The sequence below is a fragment of the Alcanivorax sp. genome, from assembly GCF_002733835.1.
Taxonomy (GTDB): Bacteria; Pseudomonadota; Gammaproteobacteria; order Pseudomonadales; family Alcanivoracaceae; genus Alcanivorax.
Genome location: NZ_NVWY01000040.1, coordinates 20,703 through 43,897, shown reverse-complemented (window position 1 = coordinate 43,897; position 23,195 = coordinate 20,703). Strand labels below are relative to the sequence as shown.

General features: G+C 59.7%; 23 protein-coding genes. 8 read left to right on the top strand and 15 right to left on the bottom strand.

Annotation, left to right across the window (positions count from 1 at the left end):
- The 4 genes from COA55_RS14530 to COA55_RS14515 form a co-directional block, all read right to left on the bottom strand.
- A partial coding sequence (locus COA55_RS14530) for a CocE/NonD family hydrolase (protein ID WP_290502717.1) occupies positions 1–1,186 on the bottom strand: 1,186 nt, incomplete at its 3' end.
- A 409-nt stretch (positions 1,187–1,595) separates the two neighbouring features.
- On the bottom strand, positions 1,596–2,717 hold the full coding sequence (locus tag COA55_RS14525) for a PQQ-dependent sugar dehydrogenase (RefSeq protein WP_290502716.1): 1,122 nt from the start codon (positions 2,715–2,717) through the stop codon (positions 1,596–1,598).
- A 63-nt stretch (positions 2,718–2,780) separates the two neighbouring features.
- Positions 2,781–3,218, bottom strand: coding sequence for a carboxymuconolactone decarboxylase family protein (locus COA55_RS14520; RefSeq protein ID WP_063521127.1), 438 nt, complete (start codon positions 3,216–3,218; stop codon positions 2,781–2,783).
- 18 nt (positions 3,219–3,236) lie between these two features.
- Positions 3,237–3,917, bottom strand: coding sequence for a DJ-1/PfpI family protein (locus COA55_RS14515; protein ID WP_290502715.1), 681 nt, complete (start codon positions 3,915–3,917; stop codon positions 3,237–3,239).
- A gap of 120 nt (positions 3,918–4,037) precedes the next feature.
- Between COA55_RS14515 and COA55_RS14510 the strand changes: the two genes are divergently transcribed.
- Complete coding sequence (locus tag COA55_RS14510; RefSeq protein WP_290502714.1) at positions 4,038–5,429, top strand: PLP-dependent aminotransferase family protein; 1,392 nt, start codon at positions 4,038–4,040, stop codon at positions 5,427–5,429.
- 149 nt (positions 5,430–5,578) lie between these two features.
- Here COA55_RS14510 and COA55_RS14505 read toward each other — a convergent pair whose 3' ends face one another.
- Positions 5,579–6,775 (bottom strand): lytic murein transglycosylase, encoded by a 1,197-nt coding sequence (locus COA55_RS14505; RefSeq protein ID WP_290502713.1) that lies wholly within the window; start codon positions 6,773–6,775, stop codon positions 5,579–5,581.
- 186 nt (positions 6,776–6,961) lie between these two features.
- Between COA55_RS14505 and COA55_RS14500 the strand changes: the two genes are divergently transcribed.
- Positions 6,962–7,612 (top strand): TrkA family potassium uptake protein, encoded by a 651-nt coding sequence (locus tag COA55_RS14500; RefSeq protein WP_063520460.1) that lies wholly within the window; start codon positions 6,962–6,964, stop codon positions 7,610–7,612.
- Positions 7,613–7,704: 92 nt separating this feature from the next.
- Positions 7,705–8,970: a potassium transporter TrkG gene (locus COA55_RS14495; RefSeq protein ID WP_290502712.1), complete on the top strand. Its 1,266-nt coding sequence runs from the start codon at positions 7,705–7,707 to the stop codon at positions 8,968–8,970.
- 18 nt (positions 8,971–8,988) lie between these two features.
- Here COA55_RS14495 and COA55_RS14490 read toward each other — a convergent pair whose 3' ends face one another.
- From COA55_RS14490 to yrfG, 7 genes are all read right to left on the bottom strand, one after another.
- Positions 8,989–9,900 carry a YihY/virulence factor BrkB family protein gene (locus COA55_RS14490; RefSeq protein ID WP_290502711.1) on the bottom strand — a complete coding sequence of 304 codons (912 nt, stop codon included), beginning with the start codon at positions 9,898–9,900 and terminating at the stop codon, positions 8,989–8,991.
- A 69-nt stretch (positions 9,901–9,969) separates the two neighbouring features.
- Entirely contained in the window at positions 9,970–10,383 is a 414-nt protein-coding gene (locus COA55_RS14485; protein WP_156497004.1) for a 3D domain-containing protein, read from the bottom strand.
- 420 nt (positions 10,384–10,803) lie between these two features.
- Positions 10,804–12,096, bottom strand: a complete 1,293-nt coding sequence (locus COA55_RS14480; protein WP_290502710.1) for an NAD(P)/FAD-dependent oxidoreductase — start codon at positions 12,094–12,096, stop codon at positions 10,804–10,806.
- 216 nt (positions 12,097–12,312) lie between these two features.
- Entirely contained in the window at positions 12,313–13,857 is a 1,545-nt protein-coding gene (locus tag COA55_RS14475; protein WP_063520278.1) for a phosphoenolpyruvate carboxykinase, read from the bottom strand.
- A 380-nt stretch (positions 13,858–14,237) separates the two neighbouring features.
- Positions 14,238–15,092 carry an Hsp33 family molecular chaperone HslO gene (gene hslO / locus COA55_RS14470; RefSeq protein ID WP_290502709.1) on the bottom strand — a complete coding sequence of 285 codons (855 nt, stop codon included), beginning with the start codon at positions 15,090–15,092 and terminating at the stop codon, positions 14,238–14,240.
- Positions 15,093–15,137: 45 nt separating this feature from the next.
- Positions 15,138–15,524, bottom strand: coding sequence for a S4 domain-containing protein (locus tag COA55_RS14465; RefSeq protein ID WP_063521713.1), 387 nt, complete (start codon positions 15,522–15,524; stop codon positions 15,138–15,140).
- A gap of 21 nt (positions 15,525–15,545) precedes the next feature.
- Positions 15,546–16,199: a GMP/IMP nucleotidase gene (yrfG, locus tag COA55_RS14460; RefSeq protein ID WP_290502708.1), complete on the bottom strand. Its 654-nt coding sequence runs from the start codon at positions 16,197–16,199 to the stop codon at positions 15,546–15,548.
- Positions 16,200–16,255: 56 nt separating this feature from the next.
- Between yrfG and nudE the strand changes: the two genes are divergently transcribed.
- The 3 genes from nudE to COA55_RS14445 are packed head-to-tail and all read left to right on the top strand — an operon-like array spanning position 16,256 to position 18,607.
- Complete coding sequence (gene nudE, locus COA55_RS14455) at positions 16,256–16,804, top strand: ADP compounds hydrolase NudE (RefSeq protein WP_290502707.1); 549 nt, start codon at positions 16,256–16,258, stop codon at positions 16,802–16,804.
- A 58-nt stretch (positions 16,805–16,862) separates the two neighbouring features.
- On the top strand, positions 16,863–17,675 hold the full coding sequence (gene cysQ, locus COA55_RS14450; protein WP_290502706.1) for a 3'(2'),5'-bisphosphate nucleotidase CysQ: 813 nt from the start codon (positions 16,863–16,865) through the stop codon (positions 17,673–17,675).
- Positions 17,676–17,719: 44 nt separating this feature from the next.
- Positions 17,720–18,607, top strand: a complete 888-nt coding sequence (locus COA55_RS14445) for an alpha/beta hydrolase (protein ID WP_290502705.1) — start codon at positions 17,720–17,722, stop codon at positions 18,605–18,607.
- Positions 18,608–18,620: 13 nt separating this feature from the next.
- Here the strand turns inward: COA55_RS14445 and COA55_RS14440 are convergent, their stop codons facing one another.
- Complete coding sequence (locus tag COA55_RS14440; RefSeq protein WP_063520584.1) at positions 18,621–18,863, bottom strand: hypothetical protein; 243 nt, start codon at positions 18,861–18,863, stop codon at positions 18,621–18,623.
- A gap of 178 nt (positions 18,864–19,041) precedes the next feature.
- Between COA55_RS14440 and COA55_RS14435 the strand changes: the two genes are divergently transcribed.
- Together COA55_RS14435 and COA55_RS14430 are read left to right on the top strand one after the other, a co-directional pair.
- Positions 19,042–19,440, top strand: coding sequence for a hypothetical protein (locus COA55_RS14435; protein WP_290502704.1), 399 nt, complete (start codon positions 19,042–19,044; stop codon positions 19,438–19,440).
- A gap of 233 nt (positions 19,441–19,673) precedes the next feature.
- Complete coding sequence (locus COA55_RS14430; RefSeq protein WP_290502703.1) at positions 19,674–21,182, top strand: NAD(P)/FAD-dependent oxidoreductase; 1,509 nt, start codon at positions 19,674–19,676, stop codon at positions 21,180–21,182.
- A 139-nt stretch (positions 21,183–21,321) separates the two neighbouring features.
- On the opposite strand, the gene COA55_RS14425 is transcribed toward COA55_RS14430, so the two are convergent.
- Positions 21,322–22,287 (bottom strand): nitronate monooxygenase family protein, encoded by a 966-nt coding sequence (locus COA55_RS14425; protein ID WP_290502702.1) that lies wholly within the window; start codon positions 22,285–22,287, stop codon positions 21,322–21,324.
- 366 nt (positions 22,288–22,653) lie between these two features.
- On the bottom strand, positions 22,654–23,142 hold the full coding sequence (locus tag COA55_RS14420; protein ID WP_063519651.1) for a DUF4282 domain-containing protein: 489 nt from the start codon (positions 23,140–23,142) through the stop codon (positions 22,654–22,656).
- Between the last annotated feature and the right edge of the window lie 53 nt (positions 23,143–23,195).

Here is a 23,195-nt window from a genome sequence, read left to right as displayed (position 1 = left end):
CGCCGGTGTCCATGCCTTTCAGGTACTGGTCGAACCAGGCCAGGCGGATGGGGCCCAGGGCCGGCACACCATCGGCGGGCAGGCCGGCCCCGGAGGAGCCGTCCAGATGTTCCCAGGGGCCGATCAGCAGCTTGGCGGTGGTGTGGTCTTTCAGGCCTTCATAAATCAGTGGCTCGCCGCGCTGGAAAATATCATTCAACCCGCCCACCACAAAGGTCGGCGCGGTGATCTTGTCGATCTGTTCCAGCGGTGAGCGGATGCGCCAGAATTCGGTGTCGTATTTGTTTTCATCGCCAATCAGCGCACCGGCCACCACGGGCACCTGAAATTCGGTGAGGGCGCCCTGCAAATGTTGCAACAGGGTGGTCAGGTAATAGCCCGGTTCGCCGTTATCCAGCCCGGCGGGGGTGGGGATGATGCCCAGCCCGGTGACCAGGGTGACCCACAGGGGAATAAAGCCTGCGTTGATCTGCCCGCCAGTGAAGACGATATCCCGGTAGGCATCGCCCATGGGCACGATGGCAAAAATGGCTTTCACCGCCGGGTCTTCCCGGGCGCCGGCAAGCAGGCCGGTGATACCCATGTAAGACGCGCCGTTCATGCCGATGCTGCCGTTGCTCCAGGGCTGTACCTTGATGTACTCCAGCAACTCACCGATATCGTCCTGGTCAACCTGGCTGAATGCCTGCCAGCTGCCTTCTGCCGCCCCGGTGCCGCGCAGATCCACAATGATGTAGGCGTAACCCCTTTTCACCAGCGCCGGGTCGGCGGCGCCGATGGCGCCGAGCGCCTGGTTGTAACCGGTGAAGGTGGCGATCACCGGGAAGGGGCCGTCGATGGCATTGCCGTTTTCGTCCGCTGGCAGGGTGACGGTGGCCGCCAGACGAATGCCGTCGCGCATGGTGATCAGCTGCTGGGGCAGGTTGACCGTGTTCGGGTATTCCTCGTCGCGCTGGTAGGGCTCGTTCCAGGACAGGTTCACCGGTGTACTCACATCCTCGCCAGCATCGTTATCGGTATCGTCATCGCTGTCGCCGCCGGTGTTGGCGTTGGGGGTGTTGGATGCATTGACAACGGTCGGGGCGCTGCCGCTACCTCCGCCGCAGGCGGTCAGTTGCAGTGCCAGGCCAAGGAGAATGACGATCAGAGTGCGGCCATTCAGGCGCGCTGAGGATGAAGCGGGCATGGTGCGGTCCCTGTGTTGTTATGGTGGCGGCTCGCCGTGGAGCGAGACATTTTTTTATAGATGTATCAGCATAGGTGAGATGGCAGTGCAAATCTGTGGGTACCTTGGTGCCCAAGCGTGAAAGATGCAGGGGCTTTTGTGACGGACTGTAATCTGCCTCTGGTCGGAGACGTTTGTGGTGGCAAGGCTGATGGCGGGGTCACCGGGTGCGGCGTAGCTCAGTGGCTTTTTTGGGGGGGATTTGCGTTTTGCCTGGCCAGTTTGCTGTTGGGGGGAAGCCGGCCCCCGGTTCCCCCGGGGGTGAGGCTCTGCGCTGAAGAAGGGGTGGCGTTGTGGTCACCAGGGGGGCTTTGAGCGTCAGGCATCCTGCGTTGAGTGCGAGACAGTCGCGCTAATCAGCGCTTCGTCACTACTCTGCCGGGTTCAGTTTCAGCAGCTGACCCTTGTTGCTGTCGGTGAGCAGGTACAGGTAGCCGTCCGGCCCCTGACGGACATCGCGGATTCGCTGTTCACGGTCTCCCAGCAGTCGGGTTTCACTGATTGGCTGCTGCCCGTCAAACGCCACCATGTTCAGATGCTGCAACTTGAGTGCACCGTTAGCGGTGTGGCCTTGCCAGCCGGGGTAACGGTCGCTGGTAATGAAGGCCATGCCGGCGGGCGCGATGGAGGGGGTCCAGTGCAGCAAGGGCTGGGCGTAGCCTTTTTTCTCGGTGTCGCCAATGCCGGGGCCGTAATATTCCCGGCCATAGGTAATCACCGGCCAGCCATAATTGACGCCGGGTTTTACCAAATTGATCTCGTCGCCACCGCGGGGGCCATGTTCATTGAGCCAGGGTTTGCCGGTCTGCGGGTGCAGGGCCAGGCCCTGGGGATTGCGGTGGCCCCAGCTCCAGATCTCGGTGGCCTGGTCGGCCTGACCCACCAGTGGATTGTCTTCCGGGATGCGGCCATCGTCGTGCAGGCGCAGAACGCTGCCAGCGGGGTCTTGCGTATTCTGGGCGCGCTCGCGTTGCCCGCGGTCGCCAATGGTCAGAAACAGGTAGCCGTCATTATCGAACAGGATGCGACCACCAAAATGCTTGCCGGTATTGGTGCAGGATTTCTCCGCCGTATAAATGGTACGGAAGTCGCTCAGGGTGCCGGCTTTATAGGTGCCGTAGCCCACCGCCGTGGTGCCGCCGCCATCGCCACAGGGTTTGGCGTAGCTCAGGTACAGGCGCCGGTTATCGGCAAAGTCCGGGTGCGGCAGCACATCGAACAACCCGCCCTGTCCGGAGGCCACCACGTTCGGTACGCCCTCCACATTGGCGTCTTGCAGTTCGCCATCCACAACCCGTCGCAGGGTGCCACGCCGTTCCGTAATCAGCCATTCGTTGTCTGAGACAAACGCCAGTGACCAGGGGTGATGCAGGCCACCGGTGATTTCGGTGGCGGTAATGCTGTCGTTGGTTTGTGGCTCCAGGGTGGCGGCGGTGTCCGCGCAGGCGCTGAGGGCAAGGCTAGATAGCATGGTGATAATGACAGTGCGCATGGCAGGCTCCGGATCGAATATGATTCGAAGCATGCCATGGGCCTGTGGCAGTGAAAACCGTTGTTACTCCGGGTGCGTCTGAAAGCCGACGCTGAAACGGTTCCACATATTGATAACGCCGATGACGTAGCTCAGGTCACTGCGTTCTTTTTCGCTGAAGTGTTCCGCCAGAGCTGCATAGGCGGCGTCGCCATCGCCGCCCTGGCTGAGGCGGGTCAGGTATTCGGTCCAGCCCAGGGCTGCTTGCTCTCGTTCGCTGAACCAGTCGGTATCGCGCCAGCCAGCGACAGTATCAATGCGTGCGTTGTCCTCCCCCAGTTTACGTGCCTGGGCGGCGTGCATGTGCATGCAAAAGGCGCAGCCGTTGATCTGTGATGCCCGCAGTTCCACCAGGGCAATCAGTCGCTTGTCCAGCCCGGTGGCGTCGATGACGGCCTGGGTGTTGAACATGGCTTTCATGGTGTCCGGTGAGGCGGTGTAGTAATTGAATCGGGCTTTCATGATGGTGCCGTCCTTTTGTCACTTTTCAGGTAAATAACGGGTGATCTCGGTCCAGGGGATCAGGCGGTTTAGCTGGATGGTTTCAAACACTTCCCTGGCCTTTCTCTTGCTGCTCATCTGCGCCAGCAAGACCAGTGCGCCCTGGTAGGACGGGATGCCTCCGTTGCTGGATATCCGGTTGCGATCAACGACAACATTGCGGTCTTCGATCACATTGATGCTGGGGAACTCTCGCTGTAACCGGGGTTCGCCACCTGCCCAGGTGGTAGCGGTGTAGCCATCAAGCAAACCTGCGTGGGCGTACAAAAACGCCCCGGAGCAATTGCTGGCCAGCCATGACGCGGTTTTTGCCTGTTCGGTAAGGAATGCTGTCAGGTCAGCGTTTTTAAACAGCGAGTCCATGACATAGGAGCTGGTGACGATCAGTGCATCCAGTTTGGGGCTGTCGTAAATGGTGTTGTCGACCGTCAAGCGTATGCCTTCTTCGGTGGTGACAACGGCGGCGTCTTTGTCTACGCCGATCAACAGCACTTCATAGTCTGAAAACCACGACTCTCTTGTCGCGACGCCAAACACTTCAGCTGGTGCCGTGACATCACTGGTTAGCACCTTGTCATAAACCAGAATCCCAATGCGCTGGTCTGCGGCAATGGAAGGTAATGAATACAGCACCACGGCAACCAGTATCGTGATTCTCACTATTCGTTTTTTGCTGATCATTGGGGTTTGCCTTTTGATGGAAACAGTTCATCCGAGTGCTAATCTACCGCTGTCCGGTTTGGTAAAAAGGACCAGTTTTCTATTATTAAGGAGACCAATTTGCAGTTGCATCTGGTGCTGAATGGCGAAGGGGCGTTGCAGGCCCAGCTTTACCGTGAGCTACGTCAGGCCATGCAGGATGGTCGCCTGCAGGAGGGGGAGCGGATGCCACCAAGCCGGGTGTTGTGCCGTGAACTGGGATTATCGCGGCAGCTGGTGGTGCAGGCGTATGAGCGGCTGATTGCGGAAGGGTTTCTTTGTGCCCGGCCGGGCAGCGGTACCTTTGTGGCCCGTTTGCCTGCCAGTGAGCCGGTGGCGTTATTGCCGGCAGGTGTTAGCCCCGGGCCCCACTGGATGACGCAGCCAGTGTGGGGGAACGGGCCCGCCCGGCGTTTCAATTTTGCCGGTGGGGTGACCGAGCGGGAGCAGCTGCCGTGGCAGGCGTGGCGGCGCTGTCTGCACCGGGCGGTACGGGATCAGCAGGCGGAGACGTTGCTTTATGGTGAGGTGCAGGGGGATCTGCGTCTGCGCCTGGGGCTGGTCGATTATCTGGGCTACAGCCGTGGGCTGCCATGCAGCGCGGATCAATTGCTGATTACGCAAGGCGCGCAGCAGGGGCTGGATCTGTTGGCGCGGGTGCGCCTGGCTCCCGGGGATTGCGTGGCAATGGAAGAGCCGGGCTACCCGCCTGCCCGGGCAGTGTTCGAGGCGGTTGGGGCAACAGTGATCCCTGTGCCGGTGGATGAGGAAGGGCTGTGTGTTGATCGCATTCCAGATCAGGCAAGCCTGGTTTATGTAACCCCATCGCACCAGTTTCCGTTGGGCATGCCGATGAGCCTTTCCCGGCGTTTGGCATTGCTGGAGCGGGCCCGTGCTACCGAGATGCTGATAGTGGAGGATGACTACGACGGCGAGTTTCGTTTTGAAGGGCGGCCACTGGAGGCGTTAAAGCGGTTGGATCATCATCAGCAGGTGGCGTATCTGGGCAGCTTTTCAAAAGTGCTCCATGCCAGTTTTCGTATGGGGTACATAGTGATGCCGGGCGGTTTGCAGGCTGCGTTGTTGCAGGCCAAGTCGCTGACCGACTCGAGCAGTAACGACCTGACCCAGCGTGCGCTGGGCTATCTGATCCAGGAGGGCGACTTTGCCCGTCACTTGAAGCGGATGCAGCGCCGCTATGCATCACGCCGTGAAAAACTGCTTGCTGCATTGCGGGGGCAATCGGCGCTGACGGTTCTGCCGCAGATGGCCGGGTTGCATATTGCAGTGCGCACGCCGCCGGTGAGGGACTTGGCTGACGCCTTGATCAAAGAGGACGTTACCGCCATGTCGCTGGAGGCTTTATATGTGGCAGAACCGGCGATGCCGGGCGTGCTACTGGGGTTCGGTGCCCTGCCGGACGACACCATCGAGGATGGGGTCAGTGCCCTGGCCCGGGCACTGACCCGATAAAACCGTTTCGGGGGCCGGGTTTCGCGTTACGAAAATCTGCCATTTCCGCGCTTTCAGGTTTTGCCTTTCGAAACGTGCTTTTCACGACGGCTGTTGTGTCGCCGCCGGCCACGTCCTCGCTGTGCCGTTTATGTGGCAGAGCTGACCGGTTAAGGGAGAACGCCGATGTGGGTGAGCACTTCCTGGTCCGGGAAGCCGTCCGCCACCATGCCATTGGCCTGCTGGTAACGGGCCAGGGCCTGGCGGGTGCCGGGGCCGAGCAGGCCGTCTTCCGCGCCCGCATCATGGCCTTGTTCATTCAGCGTTTTTTGAAGCTTGGTGACCTGCTCGCGGTTCAGTCTGGGGGCAGGAACGGGAGCCTGGTGGAGCGCGCCGCCGCCGGCAATGCGGTCCGCCAGCCGACCCACCGCAATGGCATAGGACTCTGACCGGTTCCAGCCCATGATCACGCGGAAATTCTGGTAGGCGAGAAAGGCCGGGCCGTTATGGCCGGAGGGGACCACCAGTGCCGCTTCCATGTCTGCCTGGGGCAGGGGCTGACCATCGGGCATGCGCACACCCAGCTTGGCCCAGTCGCTGAGGCTGCGTTGATGGGCGAAACCGGTTAGCTGGAAATCGAAATTGTCAGGCAGCGTGACTTCCCTTCCCCAGCGCTGTTCCCGTTGCCAGCCCAGCCCTTGCAGGAAATTGGCCGCGGAGGCCAGAGCGTCGTCCTCGCTTTCCCACAGATTGCGGCGGCCGTCACCATCGTGATCGATCGCGTACTTGAGAAAGATGGCGGGCATGAATTGGGTCTGGCCCATGGCGCCGGCCCAGGAGCCTTCCATCTGGCTGGCTTCCACATCGCCGGACTGAATGATGCGCAACGCGTTCATCAACTCGCCGGAAAAGTAATCGCCCCGACGGCCTTCGCACGCCAGGGTGCTGAGTGCATCCAGCACCGGGATACTGCCCAGGAAGCCGCCGTAATTGGTTTCCAGCCCCCAGAAAGCGACCAGGTAGTGACCGGGGATGCCGTATTCGCGGGTGAGTGCCTGTAGCAGGGGCTGTTGTTCGCGATACTTTTTACGGCCGGTTTCGATGCGGGTTTCGCTGACCCGGCGGGTGTAATAGTCCGAGAAGCTGCTGGTGAATTCCGGCTGGCTGCGATCCAGTTCGATCACCCGCTCGTTCAGTTTGACGGTATTCAGGCTGCGGCTGATCACCTGGGCCGGGATGCCCGCCTCATCGGCCTGGGCCCGTAGTTGAGCCATGCATTGTTCAAACTCGGCGTTGTCCAGGGCATAACTGGCAGGGCTGGCGAGCAGGGTGGCACTGGCAAACAGGGCGGCGCGAATCGAGGGCATGGGGTCTCCACCATCAAACGGAAAAAGGCGACACAGAGCATAACGCCGTTGTTGTCGGGGTGCGGCACATAACGACAAAAAAACCGAAAAAAACTGTTCTTACGGTTGCCCGGATTGCCGCCATGACAGCGGCAAATAAAAGGTGCAGACTTTTGCTATTGCCACTGCTTCGAGTAAGGAGGGCCTGTGAAGCACCAGTATGCTGTGATCGGTTTGGGCAGTTTTGGTTCCACCATTGCGCAGGAATTGACGCGCCTGGGGCACGATGTGATGGGCGTGGATATCGATGGTGAGCGGGTGGAGTATTACGCTGACAAGCTGTCACAAACCCTGATCGCTGACGGCACCAGTGACAAGGTGGTGGCCGAACTGGATTTCCCGGCCTTTGATGCGGTGGTGGTCGCCATTGGTGAAAACCTGGAAGCCAGCATCCTGACCACTCTGGCACTGAAAAGTGCGGAGGTGAAACAGGTGTGGGTCAAGGCGATCAGTGAACCCCATCACCGGATTCTGTCGCGCCTGGGGGCCAACCGGATTATTCACCCGGAGCATGAAATGGGCATCCGCGTTGCCCAGACCATCGTGCACCCGGAAATGCTCGACTATATTTCCCTGGGTAATGACTGGCTGGTGGTAGAGGTGAAGGTCGACAAACGGTTTGCCGGGATGACCGCATCCGAGTTGCCGCTGAAGGATGAAGAGCTGCGCCTGGCGCTGGTCAAGCGCGGCACCCAGGTGTGGCAAGCACCGTTCGAAGGGCTGGAATTGCAAGAGAAAGACCAGATGGTGCTGATGGGCACGTTGCACGACTTGTTGCGGTTTTCCAAAGCGCAATGAGGCCCTGGTTCGCACGCCGTTTTGGTGTTTCCCGTCCCCATACGCACAAGCCGCTGGTGTCTCCGCCTGTGGCGCTGGCTGGCAGCTTTTTCTTGTTAATCGTATTGGGCGCGTTGCTGCTCAAGTTGCCTATCGCCACCCATTCGCCAATCAGCTGGTTGCAGGCCATGTTCACCGCTACCTCTGCGGTGACGGTGACGGGCCTGTCGGTGGTGGATGTGGGCAGCCAGTTCACCCTGTTCGGCCAGTGGGTGTTACTACTGCTGATCGAGGCCGGCGGCATTGGCATCATGACCTTTGCGGCGGCCACCTTGCTGGCCATCGGGCATCGGCTGGGTATCGGTGAGCAGCAGTTGATTCGTGATTGCATGAACTACAGCCGGGTCAGTGATATCGCCTGGCTGATCCGCCGGATTGTGGTGGTGGTTGTGGTGGTGCAGGCGGTGGGCATGGCGCTGTTAATGTGTGTCTGGGTGCCCGCACTGGGTTGGGGTCAGGGCACGTTTCACAGCCTGTTCTATGCGGTGTCGGCGTTTAATAACGCAGGCTTTGCACTCAGTGCCGACAGCCTCACTGGCTGGGGTGGGCACTGGGGCATTGTGCTGATCATTACCACCATGGTCATCGTGGGCGGGCTGGGCTTTACGGTGCTGGCGGATTTCGAAAAAGGCTGGCGCTGGCGCGGGTTGTCCCTGCACAGCAAGTTGATGCTGGTGGGCACCGGGGTGTTGCTGGCGGCCACGTTGTTGTTCTTTATGCTGGCGGAGTGGAATAACCCCGGCACCCTGGGCGGCATGAGTGTCAGCGACAAGCTGGCGGCGTCCTGGTTTCATGCGGTGACGCCGCGTACGGCCGGGTTCAATGTGGTGGACATGAGTGTCTTGTCGCTGCCGACCAGCCTGTTTTATCTGCTGCTGATGTTTATCGGTGCGGGCACCAATTCCACCGGCAGTGGTATCAAGGTGACCACCTTTATGGTGCTGCTGCTGGCCACTCGTGCCTTCCTGCGAGGGCGGCCCCTGCCGGTGATCTTCGGGCGGCAGGTTTCCTCGACCCTGGTGTACAAATCCCTGGCGATTACCTTTATTGCCTGCGGGGTGGTGTTTGTGGCGTTGATGGCGCTGTCGGTCACCGATGCCCGGCTGGGGTTTGAGGATCTCACCTTTGAAGTGGTATCGGCGTTTGGCACCGTGGGGTTGTCGCGGGGCATTACCGGTGAGCTGTCGTCAGCGGGGCAGTGGGTGATCATGCTGGTCATGTTTGTGGGGCGCATCGGCCCGTTGACCCTGTCATTCCTGCTGACCCGTCCGCGCCAACCGGTGGTGCGTTATCCGGAAGGCGAGGTCTATATCGGTTAATGGATAACGAAGAATGGCTTATTGGGCGGGCAGGTCGATCTGTTGGCGCTTCACGCGAATAGCGGTGCTGCGGGCCAGAATTTTCAGGCCCCGGGCTTCGCAGTGAGCGCGGGTGAAGGCGGCGCCGAATAACAGAATCATGGACGAGTAGTACACCCACATCAGCAAGACCACCAGGGAGCCGGCGGCGCCGTAGGTGGATGCCGTGGCGGTATGCGCCAGGTACAGGCCGATCAGTGCGCGGCCGACCGAAAACAGGATCGCGGTGGCCAGTGCTGCGGGCATAACGGCTTTCCAGTTCAGTACCACATCGGGTAGCACCCGGAACATGGTGCCGAACAGCAGAGCAATCACCAGCAGGGATACGCTCATCTCAATCACTACTACCACTGCGCCGTGAATCGGCAGCCAGCTTTCCGCATAGACGATGGTTGCCTGGACCACCACGTTCAGCAGCAGCGAGACCAGCAGCACAAAGCCCAGTGAAATTACCACCGTCAGCGACAGCAGCCGGCTTTTGATCAGCGCGGCGATGGTGTTGCGTGAAGGCCGCGGCATCACCTCCCAGATGGCATTCATGGAGCGTTGCATCTGGGCAAACACGGTGGTGGCGCCAATGATCATGACCAGCAGGCTGAGCATGCCGGCGAGCAGCCCCTGGCGTGGTGCCTGGGTATTGGCGATGGCGTTCCGGACTTCGTTGGCCGCTTCCGGGCCGATGGTGGCTTCCAGCTGGCCGAGGATTTCGGTCATGGCGGCCTCACTGGTCATCACCAGGGAGATGACTTTGACCGCCAGGATAATCACCGGGGCAAGAGAGAACAGGGTGAAGAAAGCCAGCGACCCGGCATAGCTGATCGCGTTGCCCTCCAGCCACAGGCGCACCGTGTTTTTGAAAATGCCGAACCAGTAGAGTGCGATCGCTTTCATTGTTATCCCGGCGTCAGTGTCCTGCTGTCAGTGTAGCGACTGCCGCCGGAGGTGGCGAATGCTGATGGCTTATTCAGCCGGCACCTCCCAGCGGATGGTGACTGGCTGCCGGCCCCATTCCCGTGCTGCCTGCCGGTCTTTCATCAGGATGTCGATGTGATCGGTCCAGCGCTTGTTCATCTTGTCGAGCACCTGATAGGTGCCGGGCAAGCCGTCAATGCGGACTTCGGTCTGGTGGGTGAGCCCCGCCTTGATCAGGTCGCGGGATACGGCAATGGCCTTCATGCCGGGCTCCAGCTGGTCGCCCCAGGCGGCCAGGCCCACGTTGCCTTTCTTGGTTTCTGCTTCGGAGAGGGTGTACGCAGAGGCGCTGACTTCACGGCTGACTTCGGTGCTGTTGTCGCAACCGGCGATCGCCATTATCAGTGTCAGACCGGTGATCCAGCGGGTGGATTGCATGGTGCGTGGCAAGGCGTTGAGCATGGTTCCCCCTGTGTTGTGTGATGGGAGCACCCTGGCAGGGAGACTGTGAAGATGCCATCAAAGAAAAGGTTCATCGCGTAATTGAGTGATGCGCCGATGTCAGGTGTTGTCTTCTTATTCTGCCGTGGTCGCAGCTGGGTGCCGGATGCACGACAACGGACGCTTACATTCGAAACCTGAAAACCTTGGCGGCTATGCCCTCTTCGCAAAACGCATTACCCGATTATTCCCTGGCAATGCTCCTGAATATTCCTCAAAAGAGGCGCCGCAATAGTGACAGCCTCTCAGGCTGTGGGTTTTGCGTCAGGCATCCGGCGTCGAGCGTCCGGCAACGCGCAGGGTAATCCGCGATGAGACAAAGAAAAGCCCGGGGTGTCGGAACGCCCCGGGCCTGTTGGTGTGCTCAGGAAGCTGTCAGGGTCAATGCAGCTTCAGTCGCGGGCGTACCAGCTTGTTGAAGCGCCCGGCAATGAGCAGCATGATGGTGCGGGGCCAGCCGTAGAGCGCCGCCTGGTGCATGCGATACAGGCTGATGTACATCATCCGGGCCAGCCAGCCTTCCACAAAGAAGTTACCGCCTTTCAGGTTGCCCATCAGCATGCCCACCGAGCTGTAGTTGGACAGCGACACCAGCGAACCATGGTCCTTGTATTCGAAGGGTTTCGGGTCGCGATTCATCAGCAGCCGTTGCAGGCTGCGGGCGGTGTGCTGGGCCATCTGCTGAGCAGACTGGGCCCGCGGGGGGATTGGCCGTTCTGCCCCTTCCGGAATCAGGAAGGCCGCGTCACCGATGATGAAGACGTTCTTCTGGCCCTTGGCCTGCAGGGTCGGTTCCACTTCCACCTGGTTGATACGGTTGGTGGTCAGCCCGTCGATCTGACTCAGCCATTCCGGGCATTTCACCCCGGCGGCCCAGACCAGCAGGTCGGCCTTGATGGGATCGCCGTCTTTGGGCACCAGGGCGTCGGGGGTGGCTTCGGCCACCATGACCCCGGTGCGTACTTTCACGCCCAGGCCTTCCAGGCGCTTGGTGGCGGTGGCGGACACCCGCTCGCTGAGTACCGGCAGGATACGCGGCGCCGCTTCAATGATATCCACCTGCAGATGTTTGCGGTCCAGATGCTCGTGGCCATAAAAATTGAGCATGCTCACGGCATGGTGCAGTTCGGCTGCCAGCTCCACCCCGGTGGCGCCGCCACCCACGATGGCCACGGAAACCGGTTTGTTTTCATAGTTGGCGTGCAGGCAGGCATTGAGGAAACGCTCACGGAAGCGTTCTGCCTGGGCGCGGCTGTCCATAAACAGGCAGTTGTCGCGTACCCCGGGGGTGCCGAAGTCGTTACTCTGGCTGCCGGTGGCCAGTACCAGATAGTCGTAACTCAGCTTGCGCTCCGGGAGGACTTCGCTGCCATGGGCATCGTGCAGGGGCGCCAGGGTCAGGGTCTGCCCGGCGGTATCGACCTGGGTCATGGTGCCGGGCTCAAACCGGTAATGGTTGAGCTGGGCATGGGCGCGATAATCCACCGCGTCCAGGTCCGCATCGATGGCACCGGTGGCCACTTCATGGAAGCGGGGTTTCCAGACGTGGATGCTGGATGAATCCACCAGGGTGATATCGGCATTGCCATATTTGCCGAGCTTGGCGCCGAGTTTGGTGACTAATGGAAGACCACCGGCACCACCGCCGACAACAACAATTCTGGGTTTGCTCATGAGAAGTCCTTTATCTAAGACGGCAAGTCTAGCCTTTGGACATGTCAGGTCCAATTGTCGCATGGTATTACGACTTGTTGGGGGGAAGAGCTGTACTTACGGTCTGGCGTCGATGCTTTTTTTGCGTGAGAGGTGAGTTGCCGTGCCTACAAACAACGAAGGCGCCTTGGAGGCGCCTTCTGCGTGTTGCCTGCAGCGTGAAGCGTGCTGCGTCAGTTACGCTTTGGGGCCGGCCGCGCGGATCTCGTCGGACACATCGGCGTACTTGTCAGCGAAGTTCTTCTGGAACTGCTCTGCCAGGTCGCGGGCGCGAGCTTCGTAGTTTTCCGGGTTGGCCCAGGTCTTCTTGGGTTGCAGCAGGTTGCTGTCCACACCGGAAACGGCTTTCGGCACGTCCAGGTTGATGATATCCAGGTGCTCGGTTTCCGCAGTGTCCAGCTCGCCGGACAGGATCGCGTTGACCACGCCACGGGTGGTGGGGATGCTGAAACGCTCGCCTTCGCCGAAGGGGCCACCGGTCCAGCCGGTGTTCACCAGGTAAACGGTGGAGCCGAACTCTTCCATGCGCTTGATCAGCAGCTCGGCGTATTCGCCGGCACGACGGGGGAAGAAGGGCGCGCCGAAGCAGGTAGAGAAGGTGCTCTTGATACCACCACCAGAACCCATTTCGGTGGAACCCACCAGGGCAGTGTAGCCGCTCAGGAAGTGGTACGCCGCCGCTTCCTTGGACAGCTTGGAGACGGGCGGCAGGACGCCGGTCAGGTCGCAGGTCAGGAAGATGATGTGCTTGGGCTCGCCGGCACGGTTTTCTTCGACTTTTTTGTCGATGTTTTCCAGTGGGTAGGCGGCACGGGTGTTCTGGGTGAGAGACACATCGGCGTAGTCGGCGGTGCGGGTTTCGTCATTGATGATGACGTTTTCCAGTACCGCGCCGAACTTGATGGCGTCCCAGATTACCGGCTCGTTCTTCTGGCTCAGGTCGATGCACTTGGCGTAGCAGCCGCCTTCGATGTTGAAGACCACATCTTTGCCCCAGCCGTGCTCGTCGTCACCGATCAGGTAACGGTTCGGGTCGGCGGACAGGGTGGTTTTACCGGTGCCGGACAGGCCGAAGAACAGGGCCACGTCGCCGTCTTCGCCCACGTTGGCGGAGCAGTGCATGGGCAGCACGTCTTTTTCCGGCAGCAGGAAGTTCTGCACGGAGAACATGGCTTTCTTCATTTCACCGGCGTAGCGCATGCCGGCAATGAGGATCTTGCGCTGGGCGAAGTTGAGGATCACGCAGCCGTCGGAGTTAGTGCCGTCACGCTCCGGGTCGCACTGGAAGTGCGGGGCATGCAGGATTTGCCACTCTTCCTTGCTGCGCGGGTTGTACTTCTCCGGGCGGATGAACATGGTGTTGGCGAACAGGTTGTGCCACGCGGTCTGCGCGGTCACTTTCACGGCCAGGTAATGATCGGTGTCTGCGCCCACGTGCAGGTGGGAAATAAAGGCGTCGCTTTCGGCAACGGCCGCAGTAACGCGGTCCCACAGGGCGTCAAATTTATCGCTGTCGATGGGGCGGTTGATGGCGCCCCAATGGATGTGCTCGCTGGTGCTCGGCTCGTCAACGATGTAACGGTCCATGGGCGAGCGGCCGGTGCGGTGGCCGGTTTCCACTACCAGGGCGCCGTTATCGGCCAGGCGGCCTTCGTTGCGCTGAACAGCCAGCTCTACCAGCTGGGCCGGGCTGAGGTCGTTATAAACAATCGGATCGGTCATGGTTAGTCCTGGGCTTGTGGCCGTGCGGTTGCAGCGGGTATGGCCGTGCAACCTTCAAGTTCGCATTGCGGATACACAGTGCCGGTCTCGTGCCCGGATACAGCCCGGACAAGACCAATAAGGGACCAGTAGTGGCGCCACTGATCAGCACAGGCGCGCGATTATGCCAGAAAAGAGAATCAGTGGCGATTCCCCATCGGACCGTGCGGTCACGGCGCTGGGGGCAATTAATAGTGAATAATGAATAATGAATAGTTGCGCGGGGCCGCTAGGCCTTGTCTCGGAACGCAAGAGGCCGCACCCAGGCTATGGGCGCGGCCTCTTGCGTTCCTGGTCAGACAGAACAAAACCGCGAGTTATTAATTATTCATTATTCACTATTAATTGCCTTCCCGGATCATCTCCGTCAGATCCACCGCGTCAAAATGCTCCTGGTGACGACAGAAGTCACAGGTCAGAGTCACCTCGCCGTCTTCGTCCAGTAATTGCTGCAGCTCCTGATTGCCCAGGGAAATCAGTGCATTGCGGTTACGATCCCGGGAGCAGGTGCAGCCGAATTGCAGTGGCTGGGCGTCCGGTAGCTGGGGCGGGGTGTCATGGAACAGCCGGTGGAGGATGGTTTGGTCATCCAGATTCAGCAGTTCTTCCATTTGCAGGGTGCTGGCCAGTGCATCCAGGTGTTCCCACATCTGGTTGTTGCCGTCGGTGGTGGCAAGCTGGTTGGGCAGGCGTTGCAATAACAGGCCCGCGGCGCGGTTGTTGCCGCTGGCCAGCCACAGGCGGGTCGGCAGCTGTTCGGACTGCTGGAAATAGCCTTGCAGGCATGCCGCCAGGGTGTCCCCGCTGAGCGGGACGATGCCCTGGTACTGGCGGCCCTGATCCGGGGTGATGGTGATCACCATGGTGCCTTCGCCGATCAATGTCTGAATGTCGCCGTGGCTCCAGTCCTGGCCGTCGCTGTGGCGGGCCAGAGCGCGCAGGTCACCGTCGTGGCTGCATTCGGCCAATAGCAGCGATACCGGGCCTTTGCCCTGGGCCTGCAGGGCCAGCCGACCCTTGAACTTGAGGGTGCTGGCCAGCAGGGCCACCGCCGCGACCGCCTCGCCGATCAGCCCCTGTACGGCCAGCGGGTAGTTGTGGCCTTCAAGGATACGCCTGACGCTGCTTTCTACCTGTACCAGTTCGCCACGAATGTCAGAGTCGGGGAAAAGGAAACGCTGCTTGTGGTCTTGCATGATGATGTCCTGAGGTTGGTCGCGGTGACGTCACCGTGAAAATCGTTATTCGAGATTGTCTCGCTTGAAGCGTTGGATATCCCGGCGTTCCTTTTTACTGGGTTTGTGGTCCGGGGCGGCGGTGGCGGCCCGGGCCAGTTTTCGCTGTTCGCTGTTCATCTCCCGTTTGGCTACGCTTTGCGGGGTTTCTTCATAGAGCGTCTGGGCCACCTTGGCCGGGCCGCGCTTGCTGCTCAGATCGCGGACGATGACCTCGAAATGTTCGGTGCCCTTGGTAATGGTCACCGTCTGGCCGGGTTGCACCGCCTTGCTGGGCTTGGTGCGGTTGCCATCGATGTGGATCTTGCCGCCTTCCACGGCGGTTTTGGCCAGGGTGCGGGTCTTGAAGAACCGGGCGGCCCAGAGCCAGGAATCTATGCGTACGCTTTCCATCGGTTTCCCCACACCTGGCCGTCAGGGCAGCACGGCCAGGAAATCATCAATGGCCGGGAACGGGTCCGTATCAAGCCGTTTGGGCAGGCTGGAATCCGGGTGCAGAATACTCACCGGCTGGCCGATGCCGTATTGCCGGGCGCTGTGCAGCACTGGCAAGGAGTCGTCCACCAGCAGGGCTCGCCCCGGTTCGAAGGGCAGGTGTCGCTGCAGGTGCTGCCAGAACGCCTGGGCCTCCTTGGGGTGGCCGTAGTCGTGGCTGGATACCAGTTCGTCAAAATACTGGTCAATGCCGGTGCGCTCTATCTTTAAATGCAGCGCATCGCGGTGGGCATTGGTCACCATGATCACTTGTTTGTCCGAGTCTTGCAGATGTTGCAGAAAGGCTTCGGCTCCCGGCCGCACGGAGATGCGGTCGCCAGCGGCTCTTTTCAAGCCGGCGATTTCCAGACCCAGCTCGGCGGTCCAGAAATCCAGGCAGTACCAGTTCAGCGTGCCTTGGTGGCTGGTGATCCAGTCGTGGATGATGCGGTTGGCCTCGGCCTGCTCCAGACCCATTTGCCGGGCGTAGCAGTCGGGCACGTGTTGTTGCCAGAACCAGTTGTCAAAGTGCAGGTCCAGCAGGGTGCCGTCCATATCCAGCAGCACAGTGTCGACGGATTGCCAGTCAATCATGAATTTCCTGCGTGTTCGGGTTAGTCTTGCCTGCAATAGCGGGCTCAGAGGTAATTATGGATGAGAAACCGGAGATTCTCGACACCCGGCTGATAGCAAAGAGCCGCCTGTTCGGGATCGAAGAACTTCACCTGCGCTTTTCCAACGGCGTGGAGCGCACCTACGAGCGCCTGCGTACGCCGCCGATTGCGGCGGTGATGATGGTGCCGTTGCTGGATGACGACACCGTGGTGATGATTCGGGAATATGGCGCGGGGACAGAGAGTTATGAGTTGACCCTGCCCAAGGGAGCTTACGAACACGGTGAAGACTGGCGCGACGCGGCCAACCGGGAGTTGAAGGAAGAGGCCGGTTACGGCGCTCGCCGTCTCACGCTAATGAAGGACATGACCCTGTCGCCGGGTTATATGGGCCACCACATCAAGGTAGTGCTGGCTGAAGATCTCTACGAAGAATCCCTGCCCGGGGATGAACCGGAAGAGCTGGAAGTGCTCACCTGGAAACTGTCCGACCTGGATCGTTTGATCGAACGGGACGATGTGACCGAAGCGCGGGTGATCGCAGCGTTATTAATGACCAAGCGGTTGCTGGAACAACGTCGATAATTGAGCTGTAGGAGCGCCGCTCCTGCAGGTGCCAAAATCTGAATCACAGGAAAATGAAATGACCGACTTTAATACCCTGCTGGACCCGCTTGCAGAGATTGCCCGTGAAGCGGGGCGAGCGATTCTTGACGTCTATGAGCGTGATGATCTGGGGGTAGAAACCAAGGATGACAAGTCGCCCATTACCGAGGCGGATATGGCGGCGCACAAGATCATTGAAGCCCGCCTGCAGGCGCTGACACCGGAGATTCCGGTGTTTTCCGAAGAGTCCGGCGGCATTGCCTATGCGGATCGCAAGGACTGGCCGCGTTTCTGGCTGGTGGACCCGCTGGATGGCACCAAGGAATTCATCAAGCGTAATGGCGAGTTCACCGTGAACATCGCCCTGGTGGAAGGCGATACCCCGGTACTGGGCGTGGTGCATGTGCCGGTAACAGCGGTGACCTATTTGGGCGGCCGCGGTGTCGGTGCCTTTAAAGAGGAAAAGGGCGAGCGCAAGCCGATCCAGTGCCGGGCCCGCACCACGCCGGTGGTGATGGTGGCCAGCCGGAGTCACGGCGGGGAAGCGGTGGAAAAGCTGGAAGCCTTTATCCGCCAGGAAGTGGGCGAGGTGGAGCGGGCCTCCATGGGGTCTTCACTGAAGTTGTGCCTGGTGGCTGAGGGTAGTGCGGACATCTACCCGCGTCTGGCTCCCACCAGCGAGTGGGATACCGCCGCCGCCCACGCGGTGGTAGCCGCCGCCGGTGGCGTGGTGGTGAACACCGCCTTCGAGCCGCTGCAGTACAACAAGGAAGATATTCTCAACCCGCACTTCCTGGTGTTGGGGCAGAGTATTGAAGAGTGGCGTTTTATCGCCGCGGCGATTGGGTGAATGTCGGACGTCAGACGTCAGACGCAAAAAACCAAGGAGTTTCCATGAGCGCAATGCGTGAACTGCGGTTTGTCAGCGAGGGGCAGTCCTGCCGGGGAGATCTTTACCTGCCGGAAGGCGAGGGGCCTTTCCTGACGGTGGTTATGGGGCACGGCTTTGGGCTCACCAAGGAATGCGGGTTGGCACCGTTTCGCGACGCCTTTGTGCAAGCCGGTTATGCGGTGTTCCTGTTCGATTATCGCCACTTTGGCGAAAGTGAGGGGATGCCGCGCCAGGTACTGCTACCCAACCGGGAGGTGGCGGACTGGCAGGCAGCACTGGCCTGTGTGCGCAAGCTGGATGAAGTGGATAACCAACGCATCGTGCTGTGGGGCACTTCCTTCGGTGGCGGCCTGGTCACAGCGGTGGCCGCTCGTGAATCGGTGGCCGGCATTATTGCCCAGTGCCCGATGATGGATGGCATGGCATCGGTGCTGGAGGTAATTCGTTATGCCGGCATTGGGCAGGCGCTGAAAATGACGGGCATTGGTCTGTGGGATGTGGGCAGCAGTGCGTTGGGGCTGGGGCCGAAAATGCTGCCTTCAGCCGGTCGGCCTGGTGAGCTTGCTGCCATGTCCAGCCATGACGCCTATGACGGCTATACCGCGCTGATGCCGGACAATGTGCCCAATGAAGTGGCGGGACGGATCGCGTTGGCGTTGCCGCTATTCCGGCCGGTGGCTCAGGCCAGCAGGGTCACCTGCCCGGCGCTGATCCTGATTTGCGAAACCGATACGGTGGCGCCGGCCAGCGCCGCAGAAAAAGCGGCCGAGGCCATGGCAAGGCCCAGCGTGAAGCGCTACCCGGTGGGCCATTTTGATGTCTATCAGGGCGAGGCCCGGGAGATCAGTCTGGCGGATCAACTGGCGTTTTTGCGGGACCTGGAAGGCTAAACGCTCAAGGTACTTAAAAAGGCAGAAGGGCTGCCAAATCCAGCGATAGCTGGTTGGAGACCATCACCGCACTGGTCGCCACCAGGCTCAGGTTGATGGCGGGCAGCACCAGGCCAATGGCCAGCAGGTTAACGGCGCTGGGTTGCCGAATGCGACCGCTCCACAGCACCAGGCTAATCAGGGCTGCGCAGGAAAGAGGAATCCAGAGCCAGGGGTGTGCTGCTGCGGTATGCCACAGGTTTTCAAGGTTTAACATGCCAGTACCCGTTTCATTATAGTCATTGGCGGGACCGTATTGGCGGTGCCCGGGGTGGCCTCCCCCGAGGCCAGAAGCGAGTATGCACACCCGGTTATGTAACCAGTGTGTTAAAGGTCACAAAAAAATAATGGCACTTTGACATTGGTTCTGACGTACCAGATTTCTATGAAAATCAATGAGTAATGTCGATATGCAGATAAATGAACCTGGGCGAGTGACAGGGCGGCAAGGCCGCGAAGGGGTGGTCTGCTGGTTGGGGCGGGTGGCGTTGTTGCTGAGCCTGGTTGCAACAGTACGGGCGGATGATTTCAATTACTCCGCCGAGCAGTTTGCCTTGATTGCCGGCTATGAGTCCTGTGTTCGCCAGTTGGCTGCCAACCTGGGCAGTGATCAGCGCGATGCGCTAACGGACAAGTTGTTGCGCAGTAAAGGCATCAGTTACCAGCCGCGTCGGGTGGAAAACGACCGACGGCTGTGGGCCTACCCGGAGTATGCTACCCAGCGTCGGACCCAGAGTTACATGATTCAAGCCTTCAAACAGGACTGCCTGGAGCAGAACGCTGGCCGTTACTGATCAAGGTGGCCTTGTTTGGCGGAGCGGCTAACGCCAGTGTTTATGCCGGTTGCGCCTCGCTTTCGTCCGTAGCGGCAGTTTTTCCGGGCTCCAGAGCCAATTAACGGCCCGTTTTGGCCTTTTCTCATACCCTCCAGTACGGCTATTCTGTCATCCATTGAACCGTGCCATTGAGTAATGTCAATGTTTGCACTGCGAGGATCTGGCAGCCTGAATGGCTGGAGGTAAAGAATATGTCCAATAAACACGTTGATGTACTGATTGTTGGCGCCGGCCTTTCCGGTATTGGTGCCGCTTGCCATTTGACCCGCAAGGCGCCGAATCGCACTTACGCGATTCTCGAACGCCGTGAACGTATCGGCGGGACCTGGGATCTTTTCAAATACCCGGGCATTCGTTCTGATTCCGACATGTTCACCCTGGGCTACAGCTTTCGCCCCTGGACCGAGCCCAAGGTGCTGGCCGATGGCAACTCTATTCGCCAGTACGTGGAAGACACGGCGGAAGAGTACGGCGTCAAAAAACATATCCGTTTTGGCCGCAAGGTAATCAAGGCGAACTGGTCCAGTGCTGACAATCATTGGGCGGTGGAAACCACCAACGAAAAAACCGGCGAACAGGAAACCTATACCGCCAACTTCCTGTTCTCCTGTAGTGGTTACTATAACTACGACGAAGGCTACAAGCCGGATTTCCCCGGTGAGAAAGACTTTAAAGGCCAGGTGGTGCATCCGCAGCACTGGCCGGAAAATCTGGATTACAAAGGCAAGAAAGTGGTGGTGATTGGTTCCGGCGCTACCGCTGTGACGCTGGTGCCGGCTATGGCCAAAGAGGGCGCCCAGGTCACCATGCTGCAGCGTTCGCCGACCTATATTGCTACGGTGCCGGAAGTGGACCCGATCTCGGTGGGCATGCGTCGTTTCCTGCCGGAGATGATGGTTTACCGGTTGGCGAGGGCGCGGAACATCGGCCTTCAGCGTCTGATCTTCAAATTGTCCAAGCAGCGTCCCAAGCTGGTTCGTCGTGCCCTGTTGGCTGCCGCCAAGCGTCAGCTGGGTGATGATGTGGATATGACCCATTTCCGCCCCAGCTACAATCCGTGGGATGAGCGTTTGTGCGCGGTGCCCAATGGTGACTTGTTCAAGACCTTGCGCCGGGGTGAGGCCGAAGTGGTGACCGATCACATCGAGCGGTTTACCGAAACCGGGATTCTGCTTAAATCCGGCAAGGAGCTGGAAGCCGATATCATTATCACGGCCACGGGGCTGAATATTCAGATGCTCGGTGGGGTAGAAGGCACCATCGATGGCAAGCCAGTGGAACCGCGTGAGTCACTGGTCTACAAAGGCATGATGTTGCGCGATGTGCCTAACATGGCGCTGGTGTTCGGTTACACCAACTCATCCTGGACCCTGAAAGCGGACCTGGTGTGTGAGTATGTCTGCCGTCTGCTCAATCATATGGAAAAGACCGGTGCCCAGACGGTGATCCCGCGTGACAAGGAGAACTGCATCACCGACGAAAACTTCCTTGGCATGCAGTCCGGTTACATCCAGCGCGCCAATGACCGTTTGCCGCGCCAGGGCTCCAAGCAGCCGTGGATGGTAGTGCAGAACTACATGGTCGATTTGCCCAAGTTACGTTTCGGCGCCATCGATGATGGTGTTCTGGAGTTCGATAATTACCAGCAGGGCAAAAAGAAAGGGCTGGTGGCGTCGATGATCGGCTCTGTGACTGGCTGAGCAGGCGACGCGCGATAGCGCGCTTGAATTGATATTGAGCGTAAATGAAAAAGCCGCGTCCAGAATCTGGGCGCGGCTTTTTCATTTACAACCAGAACAAACCTGATTGCTTTGCGGCTTGTGGCAGGCAGCGGTTATTTCATTTCCAGGGCAGGCCTTCCATGCGCTGGCGGGCGGCGGAGTATTCCTGCTTCAGGCGGGCGATCAGATCGGCGGCCGGGCCGACTTTTTTCACCGCACCAATACCTTGGCCACTGCCCCAGATGTCTTTCCAGGCTTTGGAGCTGCCATCGCCGAAATCCATTTTTGACGGATCGCTTTCTGGCAGGTTGTCCGGGTCCAGGCCGGCCGCCTCGATGGAGTTGCGCAGGTAGTTACCGTGCACCCCGGTGAACAGGTTGGAATAGATAATGTCGTTGGCGCTGCCGTCTACGATGGACTGTTTATAGCGTTCGTCGGCATTGGCTTCATCGGTGGCGATGAAGGCGGAGCCGATGTAGCCCAGGTCGGCCCCCATGGCCTGGGCGGCAAGAATGGAATCGCCGGTGGCAATGGCGCCGGACAGCAACAGTGGGCCGTCAAACCACTCGCGGATTTCCTGGATCAGGGCCAGTGGGGAGAGGGTGCCGGCATGGCCGCCTGCGCCGGTGGCGACGGCGATCAGGCCATCAGCGCCTTTTTCGATGGCCTTTTTGGCAAAGAAGTTATTGATGATGTCGTGGAACACCAGGCCGCCGTAGCTGTGGATGGCTTCGTTCACATCCACCCGGGCGCCCAGTGACGTAATCACGATGGGCACCTTGTACTTCACGCACATTTCCAGATCGTGCTCCAGCCGGTTATTGGATTTGTGCACAATCTGGTTCACCGCGAACGGGGCGGCAGGGCTGTCCGGGTTGGCCTGGTTCCAGGCATCCAATTCTTCGGTAATGCGTTTGAGCCACACTTCCAGTTCTTCCGCCGGGCGGGCATTCAGGGCCGGGAAAGAGCCGACGATGCCGGCTTTGCATTGGGCAATCACCAGGTCCGGGTTGGAAACAATGAACATGGGTGATGCCACAACGGGCAGCTGCAGGCTGTTCTGCAGGGAGGCAGGTAGGGCCATGGGAACTCCTCAACTCACACGGTGAGCGCCACCGGAAAAAGGCGGGGCGCTTTCAGGGGCACAATAGTGCGATATCCCTGCGGCGATGTCAGTACCGGGAACGACAATCCGGGCGCGGATATGGACGTATTGCACAGGCCTGACAGCCCTGACCACCGCTGGACGCCGAATGCCCGGCGGCAGACGCGGGTATTCAAAACCTGAAAATCCTGGCCGCCATGCTCTTTGCGCACAAGTACCCGATGATTTCCTGAATATTCCTGAAAAGGGGAGATCGCAATAGCGACAGCCTCTCAGGCTATGGGGGGTTGCGTCAGGCATCCTGCGCCGGGCGTTTGGCAAAGTGCGGCTTATTCGCGATAAGCCTTACTTGTCCGGGTGGCCCCGGAAGGCATTCAAGAGGCGGCTGGGCAAGCCGGCCGAGCGCAGGAAGGGGCGCACATGCATCAGGGTTTCATGGATGTCGTTGACGTGATCATTGAGCAGATCCACGTGATCGGTAATGCCGTCCACGCGCACGGACAGGTCCGCCACCTGGCCGGGCAGGGCATCCATTCGTTCGATGATACGCATAATGCGGTGGGCCATGATCAGGTATTCCAGTGCGGCTCGAATCACCGCCACGATCACTAAAAACGCCAGTGGTGCAATCACCGCCGCGATGATTCCGGCCAGGGTGGAGAACCAGAAGCTCAGGCCGACGACGCTCACTACGACCACTAGCGCCCCGATAATCAGCAGCAGATAGAACAGCGGCATCAGCTGCATGGTCAGGTAGCGGTTGAAGCGCCAGTCCGCCAGGTTGGGGATGCGCGATTCGCCGGTCGGCGGCGTGCCTGGGTTGGGCGTTTGCATGTTGGCTCCTGTTGTTATTTTGGCGGCAAGCGTTGTGTTTTTAGTGTCTCTTG